Origin of the sequence: Marinobacter sp. C1S70 (genome assembly GCF_000475355.1) — a bacterium.
Taxonomy (GTDB): domain Bacteria; phylum Pseudomonadota; class Gammaproteobacteria; order Pseudomonadales; family Oleiphilaceae; genus Marinobacter; species Marinobacter nauticus.
The window spans coordinates 1-25,564 of record NZ_AXBW01000014.1; the positions used below are offsets into that span (position 1 = coordinate 1).

21 protein-coding genes are annotated in these 25,564 nt (G+C 56.0%); 14 read left to right on the forward strand and 7 right to left on the reverse strand.

Annotation, left to right across the window (positions count from 1 at the left end):
- The 3 genes from Q669_RS04370 to Q669_RS04380 all read left to right on the forward strand — a co-directional run.
- Window positions 1–288: hypothetical protein (locus tag Q669_RS04370; protein WP_036148811.1), on the forward strand; the 288-nt coding region annotated here is incomplete at its 5' end.
- On the forward strand, window positions 272–1,237 hold the full coding sequence (locus Q669_RS04375) for a PD-(D/E)XK motif protein (RefSeq protein WP_022991392.1): 966 nt from the start codon (window positions 272–274) through the stop codon (window positions 1,235–1,237). The genes Q669_RS04370 and Q669_RS04375, both read left to right, overlap by 17 nt.
- Window positions 1,230–3,296, forward strand: coding sequence for an AIPR family protein (locus Q669_RS04380; RefSeq protein WP_022991393.1), 2,067 nt, complete (start codon window positions 1,230–1,232; stop codon window positions 3,294–3,296). Before Q669_RS04375 ends, Q669_RS04380 begins: the two co-directional genes overlap by 8 nt.
- An 83-nt stretch (window positions 3,297–3,379) precedes the next feature.
- Here the strand turns inward: Q669_RS04380 and Q669_RS04385 are convergent, their stop codons facing one another.
- Window positions 3,380–4,960, reverse strand: coding sequence for a DNA cytosine methyltransferase (locus Q669_RS04385; RefSeq protein WP_022991394.1), 1,581 nt, complete (start codon window positions 4,958–4,960; stop codon window positions 3,380–3,382).
- A 73-nt stretch (window positions 4,961–5,033) separates the two neighbouring features.
- On the opposite strand from Q669_RS04385, the gene Q669_RS04390 reads away from it, so the two are divergent.
- Together Q669_RS04390 and Q669_RS04395 are read left to right on the forward strand one after the other, a co-directional pair.
- Window positions 5,034–5,522 carry a very short patch repair endonuclease gene (locus tag Q669_RS04390; protein ID WP_036148817.1) on the forward strand — a complete coding sequence of 163 codons (489 nt, stop codon included), beginning with the start codon at window positions 5,034–5,036 and terminating at the stop codon, window positions 5,520–5,522.
- Window positions 5,523–5,540: 18 nt separating this feature from the next.
- The gene (locus Q669_RS04395; RefSeq protein WP_036148820.1) at window positions 5,541–6,161 is read left to right on the forward strand and encodes a class I SAM-dependent methyltransferase; all 621 of its coding nucleotides are present in this window, start codon (window positions 5,541–5,543) and stop codon (window positions 6,159–6,161) included.
- Here the strand turns inward: Q669_RS04395 and Q669_RS04400 are convergent.
- From Q669_RS04400 to Q669_RS04410, 3 genes are all read right to left on the reverse strand, one after another.
- Complete coding sequence (locus tag Q669_RS04400; protein ID WP_023010496.1) at window positions 6,158–7,210, reverse strand: NAD(P)H-dependent flavin oxidoreductase; 1,053 nt, start codon at window positions 7,208–7,210, stop codon at window positions 6,158–6,160. The two genes, Q669_RS04395 and Q669_RS04400, sit on opposite strands and share 4 nt — an antisense overlap.
- A 37-nt stretch (window positions 7,211–7,247) precedes the next feature.
- On the reverse strand, window positions 7,248–7,988 hold the full coding sequence (locus tag Q669_RS04405; RefSeq protein WP_023010495.1) for a hypothetical protein: 741 nt from the start codon (window positions 7,986–7,988) through the stop codon (window positions 7,248–7,250).
- Between the two features lie 76 nt (window positions 7,989–8,064).
- On the reverse strand, window positions 8,065–8,505 hold the full coding sequence (locus Q669_RS04410; RefSeq protein ID WP_014421098.1) for a methylglyoxal synthase: 441 nt from the start codon (window positions 8,503–8,505) through the stop codon (window positions 8,065–8,067).
- Between the two features lie 207 nt (window positions 8,506–8,712).
- On the opposite strand from Q669_RS04410, the gene Q669_RS04415 reads away from it, so the two are divergent.
- From Q669_RS04415 to pelG, 8 genes are all read left to right on the forward strand, one after another.
- Window positions 8,713–9,528, forward strand: coding sequence for an SDR family oxidoreductase (locus tag Q669_RS04415; protein WP_036148823.1), 816 nt, complete (start codon window positions 8,713–8,715; stop codon window positions 9,526–9,528).
- A 118-nt stretch (window positions 9,529–9,646) separates the two neighbouring features.
- Window positions 9,647–12,400, forward strand: coding sequence for a bifunctional glycoside hydrolase 114/ polysaccharide deacetylase family protein (locus Q669_RS04420; RefSeq protein ID WP_036148825.1), 2,754 nt, complete (start codon window positions 9,647–9,649; stop codon window positions 12,398–12,400).
- On the forward strand, window positions 12,401–15,589 hold the full coding sequence (locus Q669_RS04425) for a tetratricopeptide repeat protein (RefSeq protein WP_036148828.1): 3,189 nt from the start codon (window positions 12,401–12,403) through the stop codon (window positions 15,587–15,589). It begins immediately after the preceding gene.
- On the forward strand, window positions 15,586–16,119 hold the full coding sequence (locus Q669_RS04430) for a hypothetical protein (RefSeq protein WP_023009908.1): 534 nt from the start codon (window positions 15,586–15,588) through the stop codon (window positions 16,117–16,119). Before Q669_RS04425 ends, Q669_RS04430 begins: the two co-directional genes overlap by 4 nt.
- A gap of 5 nt (window positions 16,120–16,124) precedes the next feature.
- The gene (locus tag Q669_RS04435; RefSeq protein WP_036148830.1) at window positions 16,125–17,456 is read left to right on the forward strand and encodes a PelD GGDEF domain-containing protein; all 1,332 of its coding nucleotides are present in this window, start codon (window positions 16,125–16,127) and stop codon (window positions 17,454–17,456) included.
- Window positions 17,440–18,438: a tetratricopeptide repeat protein gene (locus Q669_RS04440; protein ID WP_226611120.1), complete on the forward strand. Its 999-nt coding sequence runs from the start codon at window positions 17,440–17,442 to the stop codon at window positions 18,436–18,438. The genes Q669_RS04435 and Q669_RS04440 overlap by 17 nt, the downstream gene beginning before the upstream one ends.
- Window positions 18,435–19,973, forward strand: coding sequence for a GT4 family glycosyltransferase PelF (gene pelF, locus Q669_RS04445; protein ID WP_036148834.1), 1,539 nt, complete (start codon window positions 18,435–18,437; stop codon window positions 19,971–19,973). Before Q669_RS04440 ends, pelF begins: the two co-directional genes overlap by 4 nt.
- Window positions 19,973–21,349 carry an exopolysaccharide Pel transporter PelG gene (gene pelG, locus Q669_RS04450; RefSeq protein WP_011785372.1) on the forward strand — a complete coding sequence of 459 codons (1,377 nt, stop codon included), beginning with the start codon at window positions 19,973–19,975 and terminating at the stop codon, window positions 21,347–21,349. The genes pelF and pelG overlap by 1 nt, the downstream gene beginning before the upstream one ends.
- On the opposite strand, the gene Q669_RS04455 is transcribed toward pelG, so the two are convergent.
- Window positions 21,346–22,527 carry a trans-sulfuration enzyme family protein gene (locus tag Q669_RS04455; protein WP_036148836.1) on the reverse strand — a complete coding sequence of 394 codons (1,182 nt, stop codon included), beginning with the start codon at window positions 22,525–22,527 and terminating at the stop codon, window positions 21,346–21,348. The genes pelG and Q669_RS04455 overlap by 4 nt on opposite strands.
- A 101-nt stretch (window positions 22,528–22,628) precedes the next feature.
- Here Q669_RS04455 and selD point away from each other — a divergent pair, with 101 nt between their 5' ends.
- Complete coding sequence (selD, locus tag Q669_RS04460) at window positions 22,629–23,666, forward strand: selenide, water dikinase SelD (RefSeq protein ID WP_036148853.1); 1,038 nt, start codon at window positions 22,629–22,631, stop codon at window positions 23,664–23,666.
- 68 nt (window positions 23,667–23,734) lie between these two features.
- On the opposite strand, the gene Q669_RS04465 is transcribed toward selD, so the two are convergent.
- Window positions 23,735–24,889 carry a cytochrome P450 gene (locus Q669_RS04465; protein WP_036148837.1) on the reverse strand — a complete coding sequence of 385 codons (1,155 nt, stop codon included), beginning with the start codon at window positions 24,887–24,889 and terminating at the stop codon, window positions 23,735–23,737.
- A gap of 102 nt (window positions 24,890–24,991) precedes the next feature.
- Window positions 24,992–25,378, reverse strand: coding sequence for a nucleoside diphosphate kinase regulator (rnk, locus tag Q669_RS04470; protein ID WP_014421109.1), 387 nt, complete (start codon window positions 25,376–25,378; stop codon window positions 24,992–24,994).
- Window positions 25,379–25,564 lie beyond the last annotated feature (186 nt).

A 25,564-nucleotide genomic window follows, 5' to 3' on the forward strand; every position in this document is an offset into this window, starting at 1 on the left:
CACGTTCGCCGGAATACGCACCCCGATCACATATATAGAAAGGTGAGGAAGAAAGGGCTTTTCATACTACATCTAGTTATTCCAAAAGTGCCGGACGACGAAAAGGAGCTTCGTAATCAGATTTGTGTTCCAAGCGAGGTGGTTGTTGGGTGGGGAATGAGTCTGCCTCGATCTCTGCATGCTGAAGAAACTGTGGAGTACGTGGTGAACGCTGTCAGGTACAAAGAGTTGTTTGGGGATGAGGATGAGGATGAGGATCAGGAGAGCGACGATGACAGCAACAACTGATCCATGGGACAAGCTGACGAACGATGAAGCCCGGCGAGTGAATGTGGCCGGTCATTTTGATTTTTTCTGGATCGTCTTGGAAAAGAACACCCCTGGTCTGATGCTAAGACTTCCTCAGCTGCCCCTTTCACCTCCGAAGCTGCCTAAGCTAAAGAATCTAAGCCTGTCCTTCCGAAAAGCAGGTGCCTCACCGGCGTTCGTCGTCGCTTTGAATGAACGTAGCCAGATTGAAATTTTCGAAACGCTCTGCAGAGATGTCGTCGCGGCGGGAGAGGCTGCAGAGAATGTTGAGGATGCTTTGCTTAGGGCGGCTCAACGCACCCAGCGCTGGTACTATCTGTTGAGGGGGGGGAGTGAAAGAGGGCTTTCAGTGGAAGAGCAGCGAGGTTTGGTAGGAGAGCTGGCTTTTCTTAGAGAAGTGGCTGCGGGTATTAGCCCTGAAGCGGCAATAGAGGCTTGGAAAGGCCCTTCAAAATCATCGAAGGATTTCGAGTTTATCGGCTGTTGTGTCGAAGTTAAGGCTCGGAGAGTTGCAGCAAAGCCCTTTGTGTCAATTTCTTCCGAGGAGCAACTTGCTGATGTTGAAGGCTGCAGGTTGTTTCTGAAGGTCTGGAATATTTCCTCTGCCATTTCGCCAGACGGGTTTAGTTTGCATGACCATGTGAAAATGACAGCCGCCTATTTCGAGAATTCGGTCTCTGCCTTTGATCAGTGGGAAGAAGCTATCTTCGCAGCAGGATATGATCCGGATAATGATTATTCAGATAGACGTTGGCACCTTGGTAGTTCCCAAACTTATGAAATTACGGATGGGTTCCCTCGTCTTGCTGTACCACTTCCTTTTGGGGTTGAGATGGTTAGGTATTCGCTATCTCTAGAGGCCTGCGCAGAATTTGAAACAACCAGTGATTTAATCAAAGTGATCAAGGATGGCCCGAGTGATGAATGAACTACTTGAGTTTCACCATCAGCTTATCGCTGATATTCAAGGTGATGCAGATGCTTTGGGACTCGTTACAGCGGAGGCTTTTTTTGAGAAGGCGGCAGATTTGTTGTCCGAGGCTGGCGAAGTAGACGAGGCCGATCGAGCATATTATGAAGGTAGGATGTCAGGGTATCAGTTGCAGGTAGACGGCTACGGTGGAGACCCCAGTGATAACTCCGGTGTTCTGACGCTGATTCTTTGTGATTTTGGTCTTAGTGATGAAGTTCGTGTTTTGAACAGGCCTCATGTTGAGCGGATGCAAAATCGGCTCTACCGGTTTCTTATGGCCAGCATTAAGCCAGATTTTAGAAACCAATTGGAGGAGACAAGCTCGGGCTTTGGTTTGGCAGACCTTATATCCACGCGCTGGAACACAATTGAAAAGATCAAGCTGGTAATCGCTACGAATGGTAACTTTAGTGCAAGGACTGATGCTGAGGCTATTGACCCGGTTGACGGCAAGCCGATCACACTAAGTGTTTGGGACCTTAAGCGACTGAAACAGTTTATGGATCAGGGTCAGGCGCGGGCTGATCTTCAAATTGATTTTGAAAGGGACTTTGGTGGCGGAATACCGCTGCTGAAAGCTTCTGGGGGAAATGGGGCCCTAGAGAGTTACCTAGCGGTTATTCCTGGAAAACAGCTCGCAGCTATTTATGAAAAATGGGGCCCCAGGCTGTTGGAGGCGAACGTCAGGAGTTTTCTTCAGGCGAGAGGAAAAGTGAACCAGGGGATCAGAAATACGATCCGTGATGAGCCACACATGTTCTTTTCATATAACAATGGCTTGAGTGCAACCGCAGATGGCATTGAATTAAAGCAGGTAGCATCGGGTTTGGAACTAGTTCGGGCAGACAATCTGCAGATAGTGAATGGAGGTCAGACCACTGCCTCTCTACATGCTGCAAAAAAGGCTTTTGAAGAACAGTTAGAGCAGATACATGTGCAGATGAAGCTGACTATTGTTCCTCAGGATCAGTCGGAGGAGGTTGTTCCCCGGATTTCAGAGTATGCAAATAGTCAGAATAAAGTAAATGCGGCAGACTTCTTCGCAAACCATCCGTTCCACATTCGCGTTGAGGAGTATTCTAGACGGCTACTTGCACCTGCGGGAGATGATGGTTACCGGGAGACAAAGTGGTTTTATGAGCGTGCTCGTGGGCAGTACGCAGACGAACGAGGAAGACGGTCGCCAGCCGAGCGAAAGAAATTTGATGCTGAGTATCCTCGCGGACAGTTTTTCACTAAAACTGACCTGGCGAAATATGTGAACACCTTTGAGTGCTTACCTCATATTGTAAGTCGGGGTGCACAGAAGAATTTTGCAGAGTTTGCAAAGAATATTGGAAAGCAATGGGGTAAGGATGGTTCTATATTCGATGAACTTTGGTATAAGCGGCTTGTTGCAAAGAACATCATCTTTAGAACGATGGAGCGGCTGGTATCCAATGCTGACTGGTATGAAGGAGGCTATCGAGCGAACATCGTAACCTACGGGATTGCTAAAGTTGTTTATGACGTGAGGCAAAAAGGGAAGGTTATTGATCTAGACTTGATCTGGAGGAGTCAATCTATTGCTCCTGAGCTCAAAGCCATGCTTTTAGTAGCTGGTGAGACTGCCCAGCGTGTTATCAACACACCGCCAGCAGGGGTTCGAAATGTCAGCGAATGGGCCAAGAAGGAGATTTGCTGGACATGGCTCTCTGAGAAAGATGTCGTTTATTCCGGGAAAGTGGAGCGGGTAATCACCTCCTTGGAGTCTGCCAAAAGCCGGGCTAGAGAGGCAAAATCAGAGGCTGAACTGGATCAGGGTGTGAGTGCGGAGATAGAGGTTCATACGTTGGGTAGTCAATTCTGGAAAGGTGCTCGGGATTGGGCTCGCGAGCGAGCGTTATTAAGTCCCAAGGAGCTAGGGGTTTTAGAAACTTGCTCAGCAATTCCTAGAAAGATGCCGTCGGAGAGACAATGTGCGGTTGCATTGACAGCTCTAAGCAAACTAAAAAATGAAGGGTTTTCGGGTTAGGGGCTGTTACAGTTTTGTTTGCAGTCTCTTTTTGGAGTCGTGAGGGCACCGAACTGGAATTTTTTCAGTTCGGTGCCCAAGTACTACTTTTCCCCAGTGAGAACTGAGAACACTACCTTCGCAATATGGTTTGCTAGTAATGGGGGTACTGCATTCCCTACTTGAACATACTGCTCTGTGCGATTTCCTTCAAAGAAATAATTATCGGGAAATGTCTGAATGCGAGCCGCTTCTCGAACAGTCAAACTTCTGCACTGTGATGGATCGTAGTGAATGAAATAGTGCCCGTCTTTTGAGATATGGCTGGTGACCGTGCTTGCTACGCGATCCTTTGCTTGTACTTTGAAACGGTCAGTAAAATTGCCGCTCTTCCAGTTTTTATGGTTTGGGGTGAGGCTTTCAGGGTAGTCCCGTGAGCGCGGTGATTTGCCACTTTTGGCTGAGGCATAGCAACTAGCATAAAGATATCGGTGCAGATCTTTGGCCATATGGTTCCTGGCCTCGTGGTTTACGAAGCCAAGTAGGTGCTCATCCTCATACCACCTCTGCAAATGCTCTGGTAGACGATTTTTACTCTTTTGTTTCAGCGGAACGAATCTACCGCCTTGGTTCAGTTCCTTGGTGGTAGAATCATATGCGTGTTTTGCATCATTTTGAGCCTCAGTTGAGAAGGCTAGTTCTGTATAGACTTTGAGAAATCCCTTTTCAAAGTTGTTCTTCCATGTTTGGAAGTCATTGGGCTGGGTTCTGGATAGCCCGCTCCTTAGTGGAGGTAGATTTGCGAGGATTTCCCCGACAGTAACTTGCGCGTCCTGTCTCCAGTCAGATAGAAGCTCGCCAGTTAACTCATTGGGTACCAGGTCTTTGCGGACTCCAAGAAGTATCACTCGGTGCCGCGCTTGAGGAATGCCGAATTCCTCAGCACGGATCACGAAATCCTTGTTCTGAAAACTCCCTATGAGGTTTCGGTCTTCAAGCGGATGAGCGAACGGAAGAAGCATATATTCAATTGCCTCGCGATCGCTGTTGATAGCTTGGGCAGGACAAGCGAGATCCTCCCGAATCTTCTCGAAAATCGATTCACCGTTAACCTTGGCCGTCAGAATTCCTTTAACATTCTCCATCACGAAAATGTCGGGCTGCACTAGGTCGAGAACCTTCAGATATTCTTTGTAGAGAAAATGACGGTGGTCCTCTTCAGCAACATACCCCTTGATGCCTTTGTTCCTGGCTCGGCCAACCAGTGAGTAGGCTTGGCAAGGCGGGCCGCCGATGACGATTTTCTTTCCTTTGTGGTCAGCAATCTGCTCTTCAATTGCCCGAAAGATCTCATCATGGTCTTCGCTGCCCAGCGCTTTGGGACCACCAAGCGTTTCCCGTTTTGCTGCAGCCCACTCTTCAGGAAACTTCTCCGAGAAGAATTGTTCTGCACTGACTTTATGGCCGCTCCGAAGGTATTCATAGTATTCGGGTGGAATTCCTCGACCCAGGAACTGTCGGTAAAAAGCTCGCAATGTGAGCGTCTTGTGGGCGCTCGTTTCTTTCTCAACCGAAGCGACGATCTTGAAAGGGTGTGTTCCATCCGAAGTTTTGAATGCAGAAAAGCCCTCACCAAGCCCTCCCGGGCCAGCAAAAAGATCAATTACTTTGATAGTGTCAGTCATGCAGAGTTCGCCAAAATCAGGTAAGCGGGTAGGATACCAGGTAGCGCTCTAAATTCCAGAAGGCATTTGTTAGATGGTCGACGTTGTAGACCGACGAACCCGTTCCAGAATGATGTCGGGGATTCGCGGCAAGAACACAAAGCCGGAACTCGTGATCCGCAAGGCCCTCCACGCGGGCGGCTTCAGGTTTCGGTTACACCGAAAGGGCTTGCCCGGTTCTCCGGATATTGTGCTACCGAAATACCGAGCAGTGATTCTGATTAACGGCTGCTTTTGGCATGGCCATGATTGTCATTTGTTCAAGTGGCCCAAAACTCGTCCGGATTTTTGGCGGGAGAAGATAGAAGGGAATATCGCCAGAGATCTCAGGAATCAGGCTGAGTTGAAAAAACTTGGGTGGCGCCTGTGTATTCTGTGGGAGTGCGAGGTTAAAGGAGCAGAAGAGGTTCGCCGTACGGAGGTAATTACCATGATAATGGATTGGCTTTGCAGTGAATCAGATGAAGTTCATATCCCTCACTCCCGTACTCAGTCTAGTTCCACTACTGACAACAGTGGCTGACCAGATCAGAATAAACCAGTGGAACATAATGACAGTCGCCCCTACAACAAAAACGCCCAAAAATTCTTCACCCAATACCAGTCCCTGACCTTCGAACAGGTCCATAGCCACTGGCTCCCTCATTTGGATAATGTAACCGGCCTCGCGCTGGATGTGGGCGCCGGCAGTGGCCGCGATGCGCTGGCATTGGCGGAGCTTGGCTGGGACGTGGTGGCGGTGGAACCCGCTGCAGAGTTGCGCCGGCTGAGCGAGTCGGCAACGGCTCACCGCAGTATCCAGTGGGTGGATGATGCCCTGCCGGATCTGAGCGAGATCCGCAAACTCAGTTACCGGTTTGATCTGGTGCTAGTGTCTGCCGTTTGGATGCACCTGCCCCCCACACACCGGGAGCGGGCGTTCTGGATTCTGACTGAGCTGCTGGCGCCGTCCGGCATGCTGGTGATCACCCTGCGCCATGGGCCGGGGGATGGTGAACGGCAGTTTTATGAAGTCACCAAGGCCGAGCTGGACAGCTTTGCTCTTCGTCGCGCGGTTATGTCGGTGCCTTTGGCGGATTCACCTCGGGCCGATCAGTTAAACCGTTCCGATGTGTGGTGGGAGACCGCCGTTTACCTGGCTGCAGAAAAACCTTCCAGTTAAAGCATAAGCTGTTTCACCAACTCCCCCGCCGAAACCTCCCTGCACCCACTCACATTCTGCCCACTCCACAACGGTGAAAAATCGCCGGAGCCCGCCGCTTCAGCCGCTGCCCTGAGCGGCGCGATGGCGTTGGTTGCCAGTGGAAATGCCGGTGCGAGCTCTGATATTGGCCCGAGTTCTCGCATTATCCGGTTAACAATGCCCCGTGCAGGGCCTCCGGAAAACAGGTTTGTCAGGGCGGTATGCCTGGCCTGCGGGCTTTTGAGTGCCTGCCGGTGCAGGGGGCGGGTGGTTGCCTCGGGACACAGCATAAACGCCGTGCCAATCTGCGCTGCCGCTGCGCCAAGCTTCAACGCGGCCTGTACTCCCTCTGCAGTTGCAATGCCACCGGCCGCGATAATGGGAATGTTCACGGCGCCCACAATCTGAGGCAACAGGGCGAAGGTGCCCATCTGGGTGCTCATGTCTTTTGTAAGAAAAATTCCTCGATGACCGCCCGCTTCCAACCCTTGGGCGATAATTGCGTCTGCGCCGTGTTGTTCCAGCCAGATGGCTTCCTCCACAGTCGTGGCGGTAGAGAATATCTTTGCCCCGGCTTGCCGGACTCTATCCAGCAAAGCCGGTTCTGGTAGCCCGAAATGGAAGCTCACCACTGCCGGGCGGAAGGCTTCCACAATAGCTGCCGATTCTTCGTTGAAAGGCATGCGGCCGGGGCCGTTGCTGATGGAGGCTGGATCTATCTCGAATTCTTTGTAATAGGGCGCCAGTGCCTGCCTCCATCCGGCCTCCTGCGGGTCATTCGGGGTGGGCGGTGTATGGGCGAAAAAATTGAGGTTATAGGGGCCACCCTGGGTGGCTTCATTCAGTGCCTGAAGTTCTTTTTTCAGTGCATCGGGGCCGAGCATGGCGCAGGGCAGAGAGCCGAGGCCGCCGGCATTGGTAACTGCCGCTGCCAGGCGATAATCCTGAACGCCGGCCATCGGAGCCTGGATGACGGGTTTTTCTACGTGCAGTATGTCCAACAGTGGATGCGGCCATGATCGGGGCATAATGTGGGATCCTTAAAGGCGGTTTTCCGATGCTGAGTCAGCTTTTGCTGTGTTGATCTCGACGGAAGGACTCCAGTACTTCGGCTTTGATTCCTTCGCGTTCCAGTTGTTCGAGCACCTTGGCGAGTTGATCAGCGAGCACAGCATGTCGCTGGTTAAGGTAGTGGTAGAACGTAAAAGTCGTCACGGGCTTTCGGATCGGCTTTAGCCGATGCCAATGTTCGTTTGTCAGCGGCGATATGCCCTCAACATCCGAGACGAAAGCCACGTCAACTCTCCCTAGCTCCAGAAGGGAGCGGACCTGATCGTAATCGTCTGCAAGGATAGGCTCCATGCCGAGCTCTCTGGCTTTGTCCTCGGCGATGATGGCCCCCCGCAGTACAGATACCCGAAGAGGTTGATTCTTGGGCGAGTGTGGCAGGTCGTGGTTTTCTGTCTCCCGGACAACGGCCAGAAGTTTGCCCTGTAGAAGAGGGAACTCAACCCTGACGAGGTTGGGGTAATTCGATGCGACGGCATCAACCCGGTAGAGGTCGCCATCCAGGCCGCCATTGTCGGCCAGCAGAAGAGCGCGTTTGGTGGGCACCTCCATCACGGAGACACCGACACCCAAGCGTTGGTAGGCGATTTCCAGGATTTGCCTTGCGGCTTTCGCACTGGGCACCCCCTCAATGGCTGCCAGTCTGACTTCTGCCGGCAACCCGTTGGCCGTTGTATGGGGTGCAACGAATGCCAGAGAGGCAAGCACTGCGATCAGTAATCGACGTATTGCTTCCATAGTCTTTCCCCTCGGCTCCTTTCAAGGGTGTTCCTACATGTTAGTTCCGATCTGGACGTCTGGCTGTTTTTTTCGGTTACTGAACTTTACGACCAGTGTATTCCGAGAAGTCCGGCTTCTGTGGCTGGTGCTGGTCGTCGGTCATATAGGCGGAGGTCAGCACGAACTCTGCGGTGGCCCGGTTGCAGGCGACGGGGATGTTCCAGAGGGCGGCTATGCGCAGCAGGGCCTTGATGTCCGGGTCGTGGGGCTGAGGTTCGAGAGGGTCCCAGAAAAACACCAGCAGGTCGATTTCACCTTCAGCAATCTTGGCGCCGATCTGTTGGTCGCCCCCCAAAGGCCCGCTCAGCAGACAGTTGAGATCGGTTCGTCCGAGGCTTTCACTCAGTAGCCGGCCAGTGGTGCCGGTGGCGTACAAACGCAACGGGGCAAGGCGAGTGCGGTTCTCGTTCGCCCAGTCCACCAGTTCCTTCTTCTTGTTGTCGTGTGCCACCAGGGCAACGGATTTTACGGCCATGTTGCGTCCTTAATCTGTGAGGTTCCGTCAAAAGGGGCAGAGTGTTTCATAAACGCGTGGCCCGGGAAATAGGACGATGGCGGCATCACACCGGCACCGGCTACGTCAATAGCCAAACACGGGGCATTGGCCGGCATTGAAGGCATGGAGGATTATGCTGGCCGGGGGTACGCTGGCGGGATAACAAGGATTTGCGGAGCGTGTGGTATGGCGGGTGGTAATGTACAGAAGAAGTCTGCGAGCAAGGTATACATCACCGGTGGTGCCAGCGGAATTGGCCTTGAACTGGCGCGGTCTTATCTGCGTTCAGGGGCAGAGGTTACCCTGTTTGATATCCAGCCGATGGAATCCGCTGTGGAGGTGTTGGCAGCCATAGCGGGGCCGGCATCCATTCGAACATTCGCCATGGATGTGACCAAACCGGGCGGAGTGAGAGAGGCCTTTGCCTCCGCGGCGGAGTCTTCACCGCCAGATCTGGTCATTCACTGCGCGGGAATTGCCATTGCGGCCGATTTTGAGGCCATAGACGACGATGCCTATGCCCGGGTGATCAACATCAACCTGGTAGGTACGCGCAATGTGGTGGCCGGTGTCCTGCCCCATTTGAAAGCAGGTTCGCAGCTGGTTCTGGTTGCATCCATGGCCGGATTGGTGGGGTGTTATGGCTACGCGGCTTATTGTGCTTCCAAATACGGAGTGGTGGGGTTAGCTGAGGTGTTGCGCATCGAGCTGGCAACGCGGGGCATTGATGTCTCTGTGGTGTGCCCTCCGGAAGTGGAAACGCCGATGGTAGAGGCGGAGCGCTTGAATCGCCCCAGGCAAACCGAAGCGCTGAAGTTGATGGCCGGCACCTTGCCTTTGAATGTTGCCGTGGCGCAGATCCGCAAAGGTATCGATCGCCGCCGGTTTATGATTATCCCGGGTTGGCGGGCCAGGGGGCTTTGGTTTACCAACAAGCTGCTCCCGGGATACTGGACGAGAACCCTGGCCGATTATCTTGTCAGCAGGTCGTCGCAGTCGTAGGTTGTTGATGCGGGTGATCATTTTTTGGCCGTTTAATGTATGACCTTTGTCAAGCCCATGGTACCCTAGGCACCTTCTTTATCTGCTGCCTGTTTGGCTTGTTGGTTGCGCTGCCTCCATGACGTTTTTCAGAGTTCTGACGGTTCTTTCACTCCTTTTCCATGTGCCGGTTTTATCCGCCGAGAGCCCGAGAAATGTTGGCTTTTACTATGGCCACGAGTCACCGATAGGGCCACTTTTTGCCTACGACTGGCTGGTGTTGCAACCGGATCAGGCCACAGATGCCCGGCTGTCTTTGCTTTCCCGGGGAGGGACTGCGCCCCTGGCGTACGTTGCGGTTGACGAGATTGCCAAATCTCACGCGCTTTTCCCGCAAGTAGATCCGGCCTGGATCGTTGGTCGCAATAAGGCCTGGGGGAGCGTGATTCTGGATATCCGCAAACCCGAAGTCCGGCGGTTTCTCGTGGATAAGCGCGTTGTGCCGGCGTTGATGCGAGGCTTTGAAGGGGTTTTTCTCGACACGCTCGATAGTCACCTGATGGTGGAGGCCGGCAAGGTAGACGCATTGAGCTTCGCGCAAGCGCAGGCTGATCTGATCGCCGATATCCGAGATAGGTACCCTGAAGCTGTCATGATTATTAACCGCGGCTTTCATCTTCCGGTCCGGGCGCTTGATCAGGTGGATGCGCTGGCGTTCGAGTCCTACTTCGAGGGCTTTGATCCAGAGTCGGGTCGCTATCGCCCGGTTCCTGAGGAACATCGGGAATGGCTGGATGCTCGTATTGCCGAGTGGTCGGCTCGATATCCCGAAAAGCCCGTTATTGCCATTGATTACACAGCGACGCCACAGTTGGCTGAAGAAACGGCCGATCGTCTTCGCGATCGGGGCCTTTTGCCGGTGGTCAGCAACCAGGCGCTGGATCGATTAGGCCCGACGTCGCCAGAGACGATACGCCGACAAGTGCTGGTGTTGCATGACCTGCCGCCGCAGCAAGCGGATCAGAGTCAGGCCCACAGCCGTTTGGGCGTTGTTCTGGAATACCTCGGGTTTGTACCGGTATACCGCTCTGCTCTGGAACCTCCCTTATCCGAACCCGTGCTCGACCGGTATCACGGCGTGGTTGTCTGGTGGGAAGCGGGCACGGCTCATAGCCGGCTGTGCCAGTGGCTGGGAAATAGCGTTCAAGACCAGTTGCCGTTGGTTTTAATGGGGTTAATGCCCGCAGCTCCTGCCTGTCAGAGACTCGTTTCTGGCCAGCGCATGCGGGTCCCGGAGGGGATGCTGCAGGTTTCTGCACTTCAGGAGACGGTTGGCAGGTTTGAAGGTAGCCGTCTGCCGGCGCGGGTTCCTTTGGCGATGCCGCCCGCCATGGATACCTATGAGCCGTGGATTCTGATTGAGGACAAGAACGCGCGATCCTACTCCCCGGTATTTATTCGCCCGGAAGGGGGCGTTGCGCTGAGTCCGTTTTTGTTTGAGCCAGGGCCAGACAATGCAGCGTATTGGCTGTTTGACCCGGTACGGTTTATGGCCGATGCATTGAAGCCGGAGAGTCATCCTGGCGTGGATGCAACGACGGAAGCCGGGCGACGCATCGTCACGGCTCACATCGACGGCGATGGAGCGGTTTCCCGGGCTAACCTGCCTGGAACCCCGCAAGCCATCAGGGTGATCCTGGACAAGATCATCCGTCACTATCCCATTCCCCATACGGTTTCCGTCATCGAAGCGGAAGTCTCGGAGCGCGGGGTCTATCCGGCAGAGAGTCGGGAGGCGTTGGAGACTACGCGGCAGATCTTCCGGGAGCCGAATGTCGAGGTGGCTTCTCATACGTTCAGTCACCCGTTTTTCTGGCGCATGATGGAAGGTGGGGAAGCGCCGACGGCCGAACAGGCCGCCTACGGATATGCCATGGAAGTGCCGGGCTACGAACCGGATCTGAAAAGGGAAATCCCGGGTTCGGTGGCCTTTGTTAACGAGCTGACGCCTGACGATAAAGCGGTTCGTGTCTTTCTGTGGAGTGGTGATGCCCGGCCCGGTAAAACGGCGTTGCGAATGGTGAGGGAGTTGGGGCTGGTCAACGTCAACGGTGGTAATACCCGGCCGTTGAAATATGATTCTACCCTCGCGGCGGTCTGGCCGGATGCCCGCCTGGTGGGGGATGAGCTACAGGTTCATGCGCCCGTGCTGAACGAAAATGTCTACACCGATCTATGGACAGGCCCGTTCTATGGTTATCGTAACGCCCGGGAGAGCTTCGACCTGCTGGACGCCCCATACCGGTTGAAACCCAGCGGGATCTATTATCACTTTTACTCCGGCACCTACCCGGAATCGATCAAGGCGCTTCATGAGGTCTATCAGCATGCGCTGGACAAGCCAAATTCGCCGCTATACCTGAGCGAATACGCCACGCGGGTCCAGGCCCGCTATTACAGCGTTACGACCAGGGATGACGATGGCGTATACCGCTGGAAAGGGGTGTACACGCCAACGACCGTAACACTGCCCGATTCTCTGTATCCGGATATGAAAAAAAGCACCGGTGTTGCCGGCTTCATCAGGCATGGTCAGCGGCATTACGTTCACCTCACAGGCCCCGGCGCAGCGCTGGCGGTGAGTGAAGTCGCCCCTCAGGGTGTATATCTGGAGTCTGCCAATGCCAGGTTGACCCGTTGGGAGCGCGAGCAGGTTTCCGGGGCGACTTCGCGCGTTACTGTGTCGGCAAATGGTCATGTGCCGGTGGAGTTCCGTTTTGGTGGTGCTGAATCCTGTCGAGTGGTAAGTGAGCACCCTGCCACCCGCCTGAGCCCGGTGGCTTTCAGGTTGTCCGGTAAAGTGGTGTCGAACGTTGTGGTGGAGTGTAGCTGAGTGAGGCGAAGCTCTTCCCGTCCCAATCTGTTCGGGGTTCAGGCGTTGGCGGTGATGGGCGTGCTGGCCATTGCGTTGCTGTACGTAGTACACCCGCGGGAGGCGTTTTTTGACCAGATCGGCAGCCTTGAGAAGCCGGATGCGCTCTCCCTGGCTTACCTCACCGTGTTGCTGAATTCTGATTCTGATAATAAAGAGTTGCGCTATCGGCTTGCCCAGATGCAATCGGATGTTGGTGAATCCGAACAGGCCATGGCAACGTTGAGCCCCTTGCTCCATGAGCCGACAGTGTCGCCGAAAGCCGTGGAGCTGGCCTTGACATTGGCCATTCAGAAACTGGCGGCTGCGACTGATGAGCCTACCCGCGCTGAGCGAAAGGCTGACCTGCTGGTTCTGGTTGAGCGGCTGCTTGGGGGCGCAGGGGCCCATCCCCGCGTACACAGGAGCGTCGAGACGGTGCTAGGCTGGCTCACGCCGGATGAGCAACTGAGTTTGCTGCCGACGTTGATTTCATCAGCGGAGGGGCAAGACCGGTTGTGGTTAGTGATGTCGCTAGGACATGCTCAGGTCGCAGCCGGGAACCCGGCAGACGCTGCGGAAACCCTTGCCGGTATAGTCGACCAGTTACCCGCTGGGGAGCAGGACAAAGCGGCCAGGGAGCTGGTGCGACTATACCTTGCCTCCGGTCAACCCGTCCGCGCGCTGGATACCTTTCAGGCCCGGAATCTGATGTCTCCCGGAGCCGCGGGGCTGCAAGAGGCCATTCAGTTGGCCCGATTGGCGGGCAAAGACGGTCTGGAACGACAATGGCTAGAGTCGTTGATGCGACAGTATACGGCCGATATCACCGAACTCCGTCGTTTGCGAGCCCTGCAGTTGGGGCAAGGAGATCTGGCCCAGGCGGCAATGACGGCTGAGCGCGTTGCCGGGATGCCGGCGGCCGTGGTTGAGGATCGAATCTGGGCCGCAAGGGTGTGGGAGTGGCGAGGGCAGCCGGAGAAAGCCCTGGCCCGCTGGCAGTCGCTTTATCTTTCTGCCGGTCACCCCGAGGCACTGCAGCGCGCAACAGCGCTTGCTCAGGAACTGTTTCGTTGGCCTGAACTGGTGAAAACCCTCGAGACGGCGAGGGCAAGAGGCGATCTTGGGGCCGATGGTTACCTTGTGCTTGGTGATGCCTATACCAGAGCGGTGGAACTGGACAAGGCGGTTGCGGTTCTTGAGGAGGGACAACGAAAGTATCCCTCCGTCGTCGGGTTCAAGGACCGCCTGTATCAGTTGTACGTTAACAACAATCGTTATCTCGACGCCATTGCCCTGTTTGAGCGGCAGGATGTGCTCAGTGAGGGAGACCGATTGGTTCTGGCCAATCTGTATTGGCGAACCCGGCGCGTAGAGCGGGCGTTCGAAACCCTGTCTGTATCGTTCCAGAATCCGGATTTCGCTGCAGAGGCAGAGCTGATGCGGCTGGATCTTCTGACTATGCTGGGGGATGTCGACAAGATTCGGGCTGAGTATTCGCAATTGATGGCTGGTTCCTGGCGGCAGCATGGACCTGGTGTGGCGGATCGGCTGATCGGCCTGGCCGCGCAGTTCGGGGATTATGAGCGTGTTGCGGAACTCGCCCGTTACCGGTTTCAACGTACCGGGAATGCCCGTTACATTCCCATTCTTGCCGATGCACAGGCGAATACGGGGCAGTGGGAGGCGTTGGAGCGTACGCTGGCACAGTGGCGGTCAGACCCGGCCCACCGTCAGGATGGCCTTTACTGGACATTCCGGGGGCGACTGTTTGAGCAGCGGGGCAAGGCTGGTGACGCAGAGAAGGCCTATCGACAGGCGCTGCGTCTGAATCCTGGAAGCGAGGACATCCTCAGCGCGTGGGGCTGGCTGCTGGTGGCAGAACCTCAGCGCAAGAGCGATAAGCTGAATGCCATTCTGACAGAACTGTCATCGCAATCCGGGCAGCGACAGTATGCGTTGCTTGCGTATGGATACTCGGCACTTGGGCAGGATAAGCGGTCCAGGTATTGGTTACAGAAGTGGCGAACGGAGAATGCCGTTGAGCCCCGCGCCCTTGAGGAGCAGGCGGGTCTCGCCCACAGTCTTGGCGATCAGGCGAGTGCTTTTCATCTCAGACGTCTCGCCGCTCGACAGGTTCCTCGACGCGTCGAGCCAAGAACCCCGTCACGGCAAAGAAGCCCTGATGAGTTGTCCTCCGGATACAGGGCGCAACCGGTGTTTGGTTCCGAGAACCGTGCTGCCCAGTTGGGCTGGCAGCAGGAGCGCATCAGCGACATGGCTGTGAATCATTGGTTCGGCGCGTGGGACTACAGTTCGGAACGCTATCGGCTGACCGGGCGAGCGGCCCGCGTTGATACCAGCGACGACACGAGATTCACGAAGGCTCCCGAACCGTCCAGCGAGGCCATGATTGAACTTCAGAATAACGCCACAGATTGGTTGTTTACGGCTGGGCTTGGGCACGTGGGGCGTCTTGACGGCGATGAACTGAGTACCAGGTTTGAGGCCCGGTTCCAACCACTGGGCCGGTGGCAGATGGCAGTGGGGTATCATTCGGGAGAGCGCTCGACCGATTCGGCAGAAGCCTGGTGGCTGGTTTCCAGGGACAGCACTTCGTTTGAGGGCCTTTACCAGCCAGACAGCCGAACAACCGTTGGGGCGCGGTTAGCATCACTGTCATTTGATGCCGGTTCACAAAGCAGTGTGGCGGAGGGACAACGGCTCGAGGTGTTCGGTAGTCATCTCGTGGCTCGCCGTTATCCGGACTGGAGTGTACGGGCGGAATATGTGTTGCAGGATCTGAATCGACTAGAGCGCCTGGAAGGCGCAGTGCAATCGCTGTTCGAACGACCACTCCAGACCGGTGAATTGCTCACCGAACACTACGAGCGCGTGTCTGTCGGTATGCGGTGGCAAGAGCATTCACCTCACTCGTTGCTCGAGCAACAGGCTCAGCCAGGCTGGTTCCTGGATGTGAACACCGGCTATGTTCTTTCCACCGATACCGTCGAGTACGGGCTTGGCGGCGGTGTAAGCTGGTCGCTATTCGGGGATGACGAGATCGCGCTATCTGCCGGTTATGCGTCGGATAGTCTGAGTGGAGACAGCTCGCTGGACGCACGTGTTACCTATACCTTGTTTTTCAAAACTGCGGGAGAAAACCGATGATTCTTTTTCGACCTCTGCTGCTGGGGCTACTGTTTGTCGCCCTGAGCGGTTGTTCTACCCTGATCACGGAATCGGGTGACACGCCTGTCAGCCTGGCGGAGCAAGTGGCGGTTGTGCCTTTTGTTAATCTCTCGGAGACCCCTCAGGCTGGTGACCGGGCCGCCAGTATCGCGGTTGCCATTCTGCGGGCGGAGGGGGCTGGCCGGGTAGAGCTGTACTTGCCCGAAGACCAGAACCCACTGATGTATGAGAGTCAGGCTCGTCAGGCTGAAGCGATGGACATGGCGGATCGGGACGGGGCTGATCTTATCGTCACGGGAACGGTGGAAGAATGGCGTTATAAGGCGGGTTTCGACAGCGAACCCGCGGTTGGCGTGACAATGATTGTCAGACGCTCTGGCAGTAACGCTATCGTCTGGTCCGGAACAGCAGCTCGCACGGGATGGGGGCGGGAGAGTCTCGGAACGGTTGGGCGTGAGGTGCTTCAGGATCTCATTGATGCCATGCCTTTGGTTCGCGGCGAAGACTGATACTGATGCAGGACACCCGGGCAACTACGACAGTGGCACAATCGGGGCCCGCCACCGAGGTGCATGGCTGGCTGAAATGGCTGGAAGTCGTTCTGGTCTCAGGCCTGTTTCTCGCGGCAGGCTTCTGGCTGCGACCTGACGACCCGCTCCACGTTGGCAATACGTTTGCGTGGCCGGTTCTGGCGCCCTTGTTGATTGGCCTGCGCTACGGCTTTTTCCCGGCTCTGATGTCGAGTCTGTTGGTGCTGCTTGTGGCTGGGTGGCACTATGACAAGGCCGCTGCCACGGCTTATCCGTGGGGATGGGCCGCCGGCATGCTGGCATGTGGGCTGCTGGCCGGGGAGTTTCGGGACTACTGGGAACGCCAGTTGCGCCGGGCCAACGCAGTTAACGAATACAGTCTCCAGCGCCTGGAAGAATTTACCCGCAACTTCTACCTGATGAAGGTGTCCCATGATCGTCTTGAGCAACAGTTAGCCGGGAGCTCCGGCAGCCTGCGGGAAGCACTGAGACGACTGTATGGCGAACTGTCCCAGACCCGCTCTGAGGGTTTGAATGAAGAAAGCGCGGCCCTGATGTTGCGGGTTCTGGCTCGATACGGCCAGCTCCAGACGGCCGCCATACTGGCAGTGGAAGGAAACCGAAACATTCAACCGAAGGCGTTGGCCACGGTTGGTGACTATGAGGCGGTTTCGGAGTCCGATCCGCTGATTCGATATGCCATGCAGGAAAGAACTCTGGTGTCGGTGCAGACAGAGTTCCGCAAACACCTGAAAAAACTGGATACCGATCTGCTGGTTGTGATCCCCCTGATCAGTTCTACCGATGACCTGGTGGCGCTCTGTGTGGTGGAGTCCATTCCATTCTTCAGTTTCCAGAACCGGACGCTTCGTTTGATGGCGATTCTTGCCGGGCATATGGCGGATATGTTGTGCCAACGGGATCAGACGATGGCAGGTTCTCATGAGTGGCAGAGCCTGTGTTCCCAGGCGCGTCGCGCAGCCAGAGATGCAGAGGCCTTTGGCTTGCCGTCCGTGCTGCTTAAGCTGCAGGTAAACGAGCAGGATCTGGCAACCCTCGCGGACAGGATGACCGGCTTGCTGCGGGGGCTTGATGTGATTGCCGTTAACCGAGCGAACGAGAGCCCCAGCGTGGTCCTGTTGATGCCACTGACCGATGAATTGGGGCTTGCCGGGTATCTGCACCGACTGGAACTGGATATCCGGGAAAATGCGGGCCGTTCACTGTGGGATTTTGCCAGTCAGCAGTCACTGGTGGTAAAGACGGAAGCCCAGGTCGCCGAGTGGCTGTCTCGTGAAGGTGGCGCGATTGACTAGCTACTGGTTGTTACCGTTTGGGCTGGTCTCAGAACTGGGTGGTGCGGTTGCACTGTTTACCGGTGAGGATTCGGTTCGGGCAGTGGGTGGTTATGTCGTTGCCCATGCTTTGTCCTGCGTGGTGTTTACGCTTGCTCTGCTGGTCCTCATGCCCCAACGTTACCGAAAACAGCGCTGGCGGCCCGCAGTCTTTCTGTTTTCGCTGCAGTTTGCGATTCCCCTGGTGGGCAGTCTTGGCGTGTTTGTCGGTATTCTGCTCGCGCTGTATCTCCCGCGCTCGAACCGGGAACTCCCGTGGCAGCAGGTGCCCATCCCTGAGTTGCCTTTCCGGCCTACCGATATGGGCAGTCAGGTTGTCTATACCGAGGGTGGTTTGCGCCAGGTTCTGAGAGAGGCGAGTGATCCGGGTAAACGCCTGAAAGCTTTGTTGGCCAGCCGACAGATGGAAGGCCGGGAGGGAGTTGATATTCTCCGGGAGGCACTCAAGGATCCGGTTGATGATGTCCGGCTGCTGGCGTATTCCATGCTGGAGCAGAAGGAAAAGGCACTGGTGCAGGAGGCTGAGCGCCTGCAGAGCCAGGTGACGGAAGCCGCTGACCCCAAAGCGCTCGAGCGCATGAATCGCCGTCTGGCACAAACCTGGTGGGAAACCGCCTATCTTGGATTGGCTCAGGGCAGTCTCAGGCAGTACTACCTGGAAAAGTCGCGGGACCTCCTGGTGAAACTGGTTGCCACCTATGACGAGCCCTCGGACTGGCAGCTCCTGGGGCGGGTGGAACTGGCGTTGGGGCGGCCCGAAGAAGCACGTGATGCGTTCGAAGTCGCTATTGATAATGGTGCCCGTCAGGAACACATCCTGCCTTATCTTGCTGAAATCGCGTTTCTGGCCAGGGACTACCAGCGGGTCAGGTTCTATCTGGCCCGGTGCGCCCATGGTCACAATCATCCGGCGATCACTCCTCTTCTTGAAGCCTGGTTATGAGTTTGTTCAAACGAAAGCAGCCGTATATCGCGGACATCGCATTGCTGTTGGAAGGCACCTATCCGTTTATACGGGGAGGCGTGTCTTCCTGGGTACACCAGATGATCTCGGGACTTCCGGAATACCGGTTTGCCCTGGTTTTTCTGGGGGGCGATCCCAGCCATTACGGAAAGCAGCAATACACCCTGCCGGATAATGTCACCCATCTGGAGTGCCACTACCTGATGGACACCCAGGTTCGGGAAAAGCCGAGGCCGAGGGACGGAAACAAGCGGGCCTTCCAGAGTCAGCGGCGGCTGCACGAGAGTTTCAAGGCCAATGAGGCGGTGCCCGAGGAGGTGCTCACGCAGGTATTCAGAGACCTGGGTGAGACCGGGGGGATTACCCGCAAGGATTTTTTGTACAGCCGGGAGAGCTGGCAGGTCATTGAAGACAGTTTCCGTGCCTACTGCACCGAACCCTCTTTTGTTGACTATTTCTGGACTATCCGGACGATGCACGCGCCGCTGTTTACGCTGGCAGAGATTGCGAAGAACATGCCCAGGGTAAAGATGGTGCACTCTATCTCAACCGGGTATGCCGGTCTGCTCGGTGCAATGGTGAGTGACCGATACCGTATACCTTACCTGATCAGTGAGCATGGCATTTACACCAAAGAACGAAAGATCGATCTATCCCAGGCACAATGGATTGACGATCCGGAGGACCAGGTGAGTGCGGCACTTAACGACCAGTTGGGCTATATCCGGCGTCTCTGGATACGCTTCTTCGAGGTGGTGGGAAGGCTGGCTTACCAGAAGGCCGACAGCATTGTCTCGCTGTATTCCGGTAACCAGGCTCGCCAGCACCAGGACGGGGCTTCGCCGGAAAAAACCTGCATTATCCCGAACGGGATCGATCCTGAGCGTTTCAGGGAACCACGGGAGCAGCGGTCGGAGGCCATTCCCAAGGTGCTTGGGCTGGTTGGCCGCGTCGTCCCGATCAAGGACATTAAAACCTTCATCCGGGCGATGAGAAGCGTCTCGGAGCAAGTGCCCGAGGCTGAAGGGTGGATCGTCGGGCCAGAGGATGAAGACCCCGCCTATGTCGCTGAGTGTCGCAATCTTGTGACCAGCCTGGGATTGGAAGGCCGCGTTAAATTCCTGGGTTTTCAGAATGTCAGCGAGATTTTGCCCCAACTGGGTTTGATGGTGCTTACCTCGATCTCCGAGGCGCTGCCGTTGGTCATACTTGAGGCCAATGCCGCGGGGCTGCCGTGCCTTGCCACGGATGTCGGCGCCTGCCGTGAACTCATTGAGGGAATGAGTGAGGAGGATCGGGCTTTGGGTGCCTCGGGCGCTGTCGTTCCGATCGCCGACCCTGAAGCGACAGCCAGGGAAGCGATTCATCTGCTGACGGATAGTGAGGCCTGGCGGGCAGCCCAGGCCGCGGGGTTGGAGCGGGTATCACGCTATTACACTTTGGACAGTATGTTTGATCAATACCGCCGCCTCTATGAGGCGTCGTTAGAGACGGCGAGTGGGGGAGAGCGCTAGTGGCGGGTATCGGTTTTGAGCTTAGGCGAATACTCCGGCGGGAAAGCTTTGTGAACCTCCTGGGTGCCTATGGTCTGGCGGGCATCATCAGTTCGGGGCCCTGGGTGCTGTCGGTGCTCGGGGTTATGATCATCGGGGTGCTGAGTTTTGCGCTCGAGGCAAATCAGGGATTCGTGGTCCAGTTTCTGGTGTCGGTCACCTATCTGATGGCGTTCTCGCTGATTCTCTCCGGGGTGTTTCAGCACGTTTTCACGCGCTGGGTCGCAGACAGGCTCTACGAGTCCAAGCGTAACCTGATACTGCCCAACCTCATGGGGGTTATCTGGGTCTCAACCGCGGCGTCTTTCATGCTCGGCGTTGTTGCTGCTATCTGGTTTATGCCGGGCACCAGTTATCTATACCGGCTCCTGATGCTGGCGAATTTTGTGGTGCTGTGTAACCTTTGGCCGGTTACCATTTTTCTCTCCAGCATGAAGTCCTATCGTCGTATTGTTGTTGTCTTCGCGCTTGGGTATCTGGTTGCTATCGTTGCCTCGGTGCAGTTGCGTGATTTCGGCATTGAAGGGTTTTTGCTGGGGTTGCTGCTGGGCCACAGCCTTTTGTTTTTCAGTTTCTTTTACACCATCATCCGCCAGTATCCGGGTACCACGCTCATCCGGTTTGACTTCACCAGGCGCGCCCAGATCTTTCCCACCCTGATCTTTACCGGGCTGCTCTTCAATGCTGCGGTATGGGCCGACAAGCTGATCTTCTGGTTCGTGCCGGAAACCTCAGAGCCGATTATCGGGCTTTTGAGAGCGTCGATTATCTATGACATTCCCATTTTTCTTGCCTACCTTTCGATCATCCCCGGTATGGCGGTTTTTCTGGTGCGGATGGAAACCGATTTTTCCGAAGCATACGACCGGTTTTATAACGCCGTTCGTGAGGGCGATACCCTGGAGCGAATCAACCGGTTTCGGGATGACATGGTTCTGGTCGCCAGAAACGGCATTTATGAGATCATCAAAGTGCAGGGAATGACGGTGATCATTCTGTTCCTGTGGGGGGAGGAAATTCTCTCTGCCCTGGGTATCTCTACACTGTACCTTCCACTGTTCCACATTTTCCTGATTGCGGTGGCCATGCAGTTGATTCTTCTTGCGATACAGAATGTACTGTTTTATCTCGATGCCCGGGGGATAAACCTGATTCTTTGCGCCCTGTTCCTCGGTACCAATATCGTATTCACACTGATCACCATTGAGTTGGGCGCCGCCTTTTACGGATACGGCTATGCGGCGGCTACCCTGGTCTCAGCTCTGGTTGGACTGGCGCTGCTGTCCCGCAAGTTCGATGAACTTGAGTACGAAACCTTCATGCTACAGGGGCGTTAACACACTTGTGTAAGGGCATCATTCAGGTCCTGTATCAGATCGGCTGCATCCTCAAGCCCCACTGACAGGCGCAGCATGCCATCGCCAATGCCCCGTTTGAGGCGCTCTTCCCGGCTCAGGCCGTGATGGCTGGTGGCGCTCGGTTGGCTCACCAGGCTTTCTACTCCGCCCAGGCTGGTGGCAAGCAGGAAGACTTTCAGGGAATCCGCCACTTTTTCGGCTGCCTGCTGGCCACCGTCCACTTCAATACTGAGCATGCCGCCGAAGCCGGTCATCTGCTGTTTGGCCAGGTCGTGGCCTTCGAAGGAAGGCAGGCCGGGGTAGTGTACTTTGGTGACTTTCGGATGTTGTTCCATCGCTTGAGCGACTGCCATGGCGTTCTCGTTGTGTTGGCGCACTCGTAATGGCAGCGTGCGCAAGCTGCGGGAGAGCAGGGCGGCGGTTTCCGGGGCAATCAGCTGGCCCAGGTTCTTGCGCCAGGCGACCACGGGTTTTGCCAGGCTTGCAGAGGTCATCAGGGCACCGGCGGTCAGGTCGCTGTGGCCACCCAGGTATTTTGTGGCGCTGTGCAAGACCAGGTCTGCGCCCAGTTCCAGCGGTTTCTGGTTGATGGGGCTGGCGAACGTATTGTCCACCGCCACCAGTGCGCCGTGCTGGTGGGCCGTTTCAGCGATGGCGCGAATGTCCAGGATCGCCATGTTCGGGTTGGCCGGGGTTTCGAAATAGACCAGCTTGCCCGGTTCGTTCAGTGTTTCCGCCAGTTGGTTCTGCTCTTCACGGAACAGGAAGGTCACTGGAATGCCCAGCGCCTGGCAGTGATTCTTCAGTAGTTCCTGTGTGCCCCCATAAAGATCGCCTACGCACACAATCCCATTACGGCCATGGGCCAGCAGGGTTGCCGAAATTGCCGCCATGCCGGAGGCGAACCCCAATGCTGCTTCAGCATTTTCGAGCCCGGCCAGTCCCTGTTCCAGTTCCTGGATGCTCGGGTTGGTGCCCCAGCGAGTGTACAGGTTACCGTCGCTTCGCCCCTCAATCACATCCAGCAAGTCTGCCGTGTTTTCAAACCGGTAGGTGGTGGTGTTGTAAACCGGCGAGTAGGGGCTGCCGAAGGCATCCTTATGGCGGCGATTGTGGATGATGCGAGTCGCGGGGCCTTGGTTGTTCGGGGTGGTCATGGTGGTTCCTACGCATTTGGTGGCCGGAGAGTGAGCTGCATTGTAGACTGTTGCGTATCCTGACGATAACCGAGTTGCTCAACCGAAAGAAGGAAGACGCTTTGTCCATCAAATTGACCCAGTTCAGCCACGGTGCCGGATGTGGCTGCAAGATTGCTCCGGACGTTCTGGACCGCATCCTTCACACTGATGCTCCCGAATTTCACGATCCGCGACTGCTGGTGGGCAACAGCAGCCGAGACGATGCTGCGGTTGCCGATGTGGGTAACGGCCTTGGCATTATCAGCACCACCGATTTCTTTATGCCGGTGGTGGACGACCCGTTCGATTTCGGCCGTATTGCTGCCACCAATGCCATTAGCGATGTCTATGCCATGGGCGGAAAGCCCGTGATGGCTATTGCCATTCTGGGCTGGCCGGTCAATGAGCTGGAACCGGAAATTGCCGCCAAGGTAATCGATGGTGGGCGTGCCGTGTGTGCCGAGGCAGGTATCGCCCTGGCCGGTGGCCACAGCATCGATTCACCGGAGCCGATATTCGGGCTGGCGGTGACTGGCCAGGTTTCCGTTGACCGTATTATCCGCAACGACACCGCTCAGGCGGGCGATTTGCTGTATCTCACCAAGCCACTGGGCGTCGGTATTCTCACCAGTGCTTCCAAGAAAGGTAAGGTTACTCCTGAAGACCTGGCCGTGGCGGTGGAGAACATGGCGACCCTCAATAAGGTTGGCGAAGTGTTTGCTGAGGTGGATGGTGTCAATGCCATGACCGATGTAACCGGCTTTGGTCTTGCCGGGCACTTGCTGGAAATCTGCCGGGGCAGCGGCTTGAAGGCAACGGTAAGTCGCAAGGCTGTGCCTGTGCTGCCAAACCTGAAGCCCTATATTGATGCCGATTGCATCCCTGGTGGCACCCACCGCAACGCGGCGGCGTTCGGCAAGGCGATTTCCGGTATGACCGACGCCGACAAACTGTTGTTCTGTGATCCGCAAACCAGCGGTGGCTTGATGGTTAGCGTGGCCGAAAAGAGCCGGGAAGCCTTTGAGGCCCTCGCCCGAAAGCATGGGCTGGATCTGCAGCCTCTCGGGCGTCTTGAAGCCGCGGGGTCCGACGAAAGCCTGGTGTTTATCGAAGACTGATCCCGTCGCAATATAAAGCCGCACCGGAGGTTCTCCGCTGCGGCTTTTGTTTTTTCTGGAGAAAGCTATCAGCGGAACACCAGTGGCAGATAGTTAAATCCACCCGTGGGAAACATCGCCCGCTCAGGCTGTTCGCCATCAGCCTGCTCGATAGCTTCGATCTGCTTCAGCAACTCCTCTATGAAGATCCTGAGTTCCATTCGTGCAAGGGGGGCGCCGGGACAGACATGGATGCCGGCGCCATAGAGCAGGTTCCTGGCTGCGTTCTGACGTGCGCAGAACTGGTCCGGGTTACCGAAAACATCTTCGTCCCGGTTGGCGGATGCCCAAAGAAGGGTGATTTTTTCGCCGGCGGGAATGGTTCTGCCGGCTATCTCGACCTCTCGGGTGGTTACTCGGCGGTTGGAAATGAGTGGGGCGTCCATTCGCAGGATTTCGTCAATGGCTTCGGGGAGCTGCTCTGGCGCGGCCTTAAGGTTGTTCAGCAACTCGTGGTGGTGGGCCAGATAGTTGGTCAGTATCGAGATGCTCGCAGAAATGGTCGCGAGTTCGCCGACTGTCCAGTTGCGCAGGAGGCTGACCAGCTCTTCGTCGGTCATGGGTTGGCCATTGATTTGCTCACTCATTAACCGGGTGGTGACATCATCTGGCGCAGGCTTATTGGGCTGGCGCCGGGAATCCAGCAGGTCGCGGATGTACCCGTCAAACTCTTCAGCAACGTCGGCCATGGCGGAACGGTCGCGGGCCAGCGTTGCCCGGTGATTCTTCATCACCCACTCGGCCAGCGGTTGATGCAGGCTAGCCGGCCAGCCCATAAACGCGCACTGAATCTGTAGTGCAAAGGGCCGGCTTAGAGTGTTGACCGCATCCAGCGCCTTGTTTTTGTCAAGGGATTGCACCAGCGCCCGGGCAACATCCCGGCATACCGGTTCAAAGCGTGCCATGGGCTCGGGCGCAAAATAGGGTTCGATGGCCTTGCGGTAAGGGGTGTGTTCGGGCGGGTCCATGCCATTCGGTACGGACAGGTGCGCGGAGACGGCGTTACTGAAGGTGTGATGATCCTCCAGTGCCCGCATGACATCGGCATGGCGAAACAACGTCCACTGCTGGTAATCACTCCAGGCTACCGGGCATTCCTTGCGCATGGCATCGTAGGCGCGGATCTGGTCCGTCTGAACCTCGGCTGATCTGGGGTCCCAGTCTTCGTGGTGCTGCTCTGCCATACGGCCTCCTGATCTGTCGGTTAGCATTGATGAAATGCTACCACCGGAGGCCGTTCTGCCTTTGGAGAAATATCAAGTCCTGATATTTGTAAAGGAAAGTGCTTATGGGTTTCGGGTAACACCGATCACTTTCAGGTGGATGGGCTTGCGGCCTTTCATGGGCCATTCGATGCTGCTGCCAATGCTCAGCCCCAGCATGGCGGCACCGGCCGGTGCCAGTATCGAGACTTTGTGATCGGCGTCGCCTACTTCATGGGGGTACACCAACGCCACTTCGTGCTCCTCGCCGGTGTCTTCGTTCAGGAAGCGCACTCGTGAGTTCATGGTCACCACGCCCTCTGGCATGTCGGCCAGTGGCTTCATGTCGGCACGGCTGAGTTCGTCTTCCAGCCCATCGGCCACATCAGACTGGCCGGCGACCCGCTCAAGCAAGGTGCTGAGACGGTTATAATCTTCTTCTGCAACAGTGATAGGTGGCAATTCAGCCATAGCAATCTCCAGGTAAACAATCGATTGTTGGTTAGGCGCTGAATCCGGACGGGGAAGAGAGTGGATTCAGCGAAATCAGAGGCGGATGGCAGCCCTGCCGGTGTTCCCGAAGGAGGACCGCAGTGCCAGAGATATCGTGTAATTGCCTGAACGCAGAATGTTCACGGGAATTGCACTTCGCCTTTA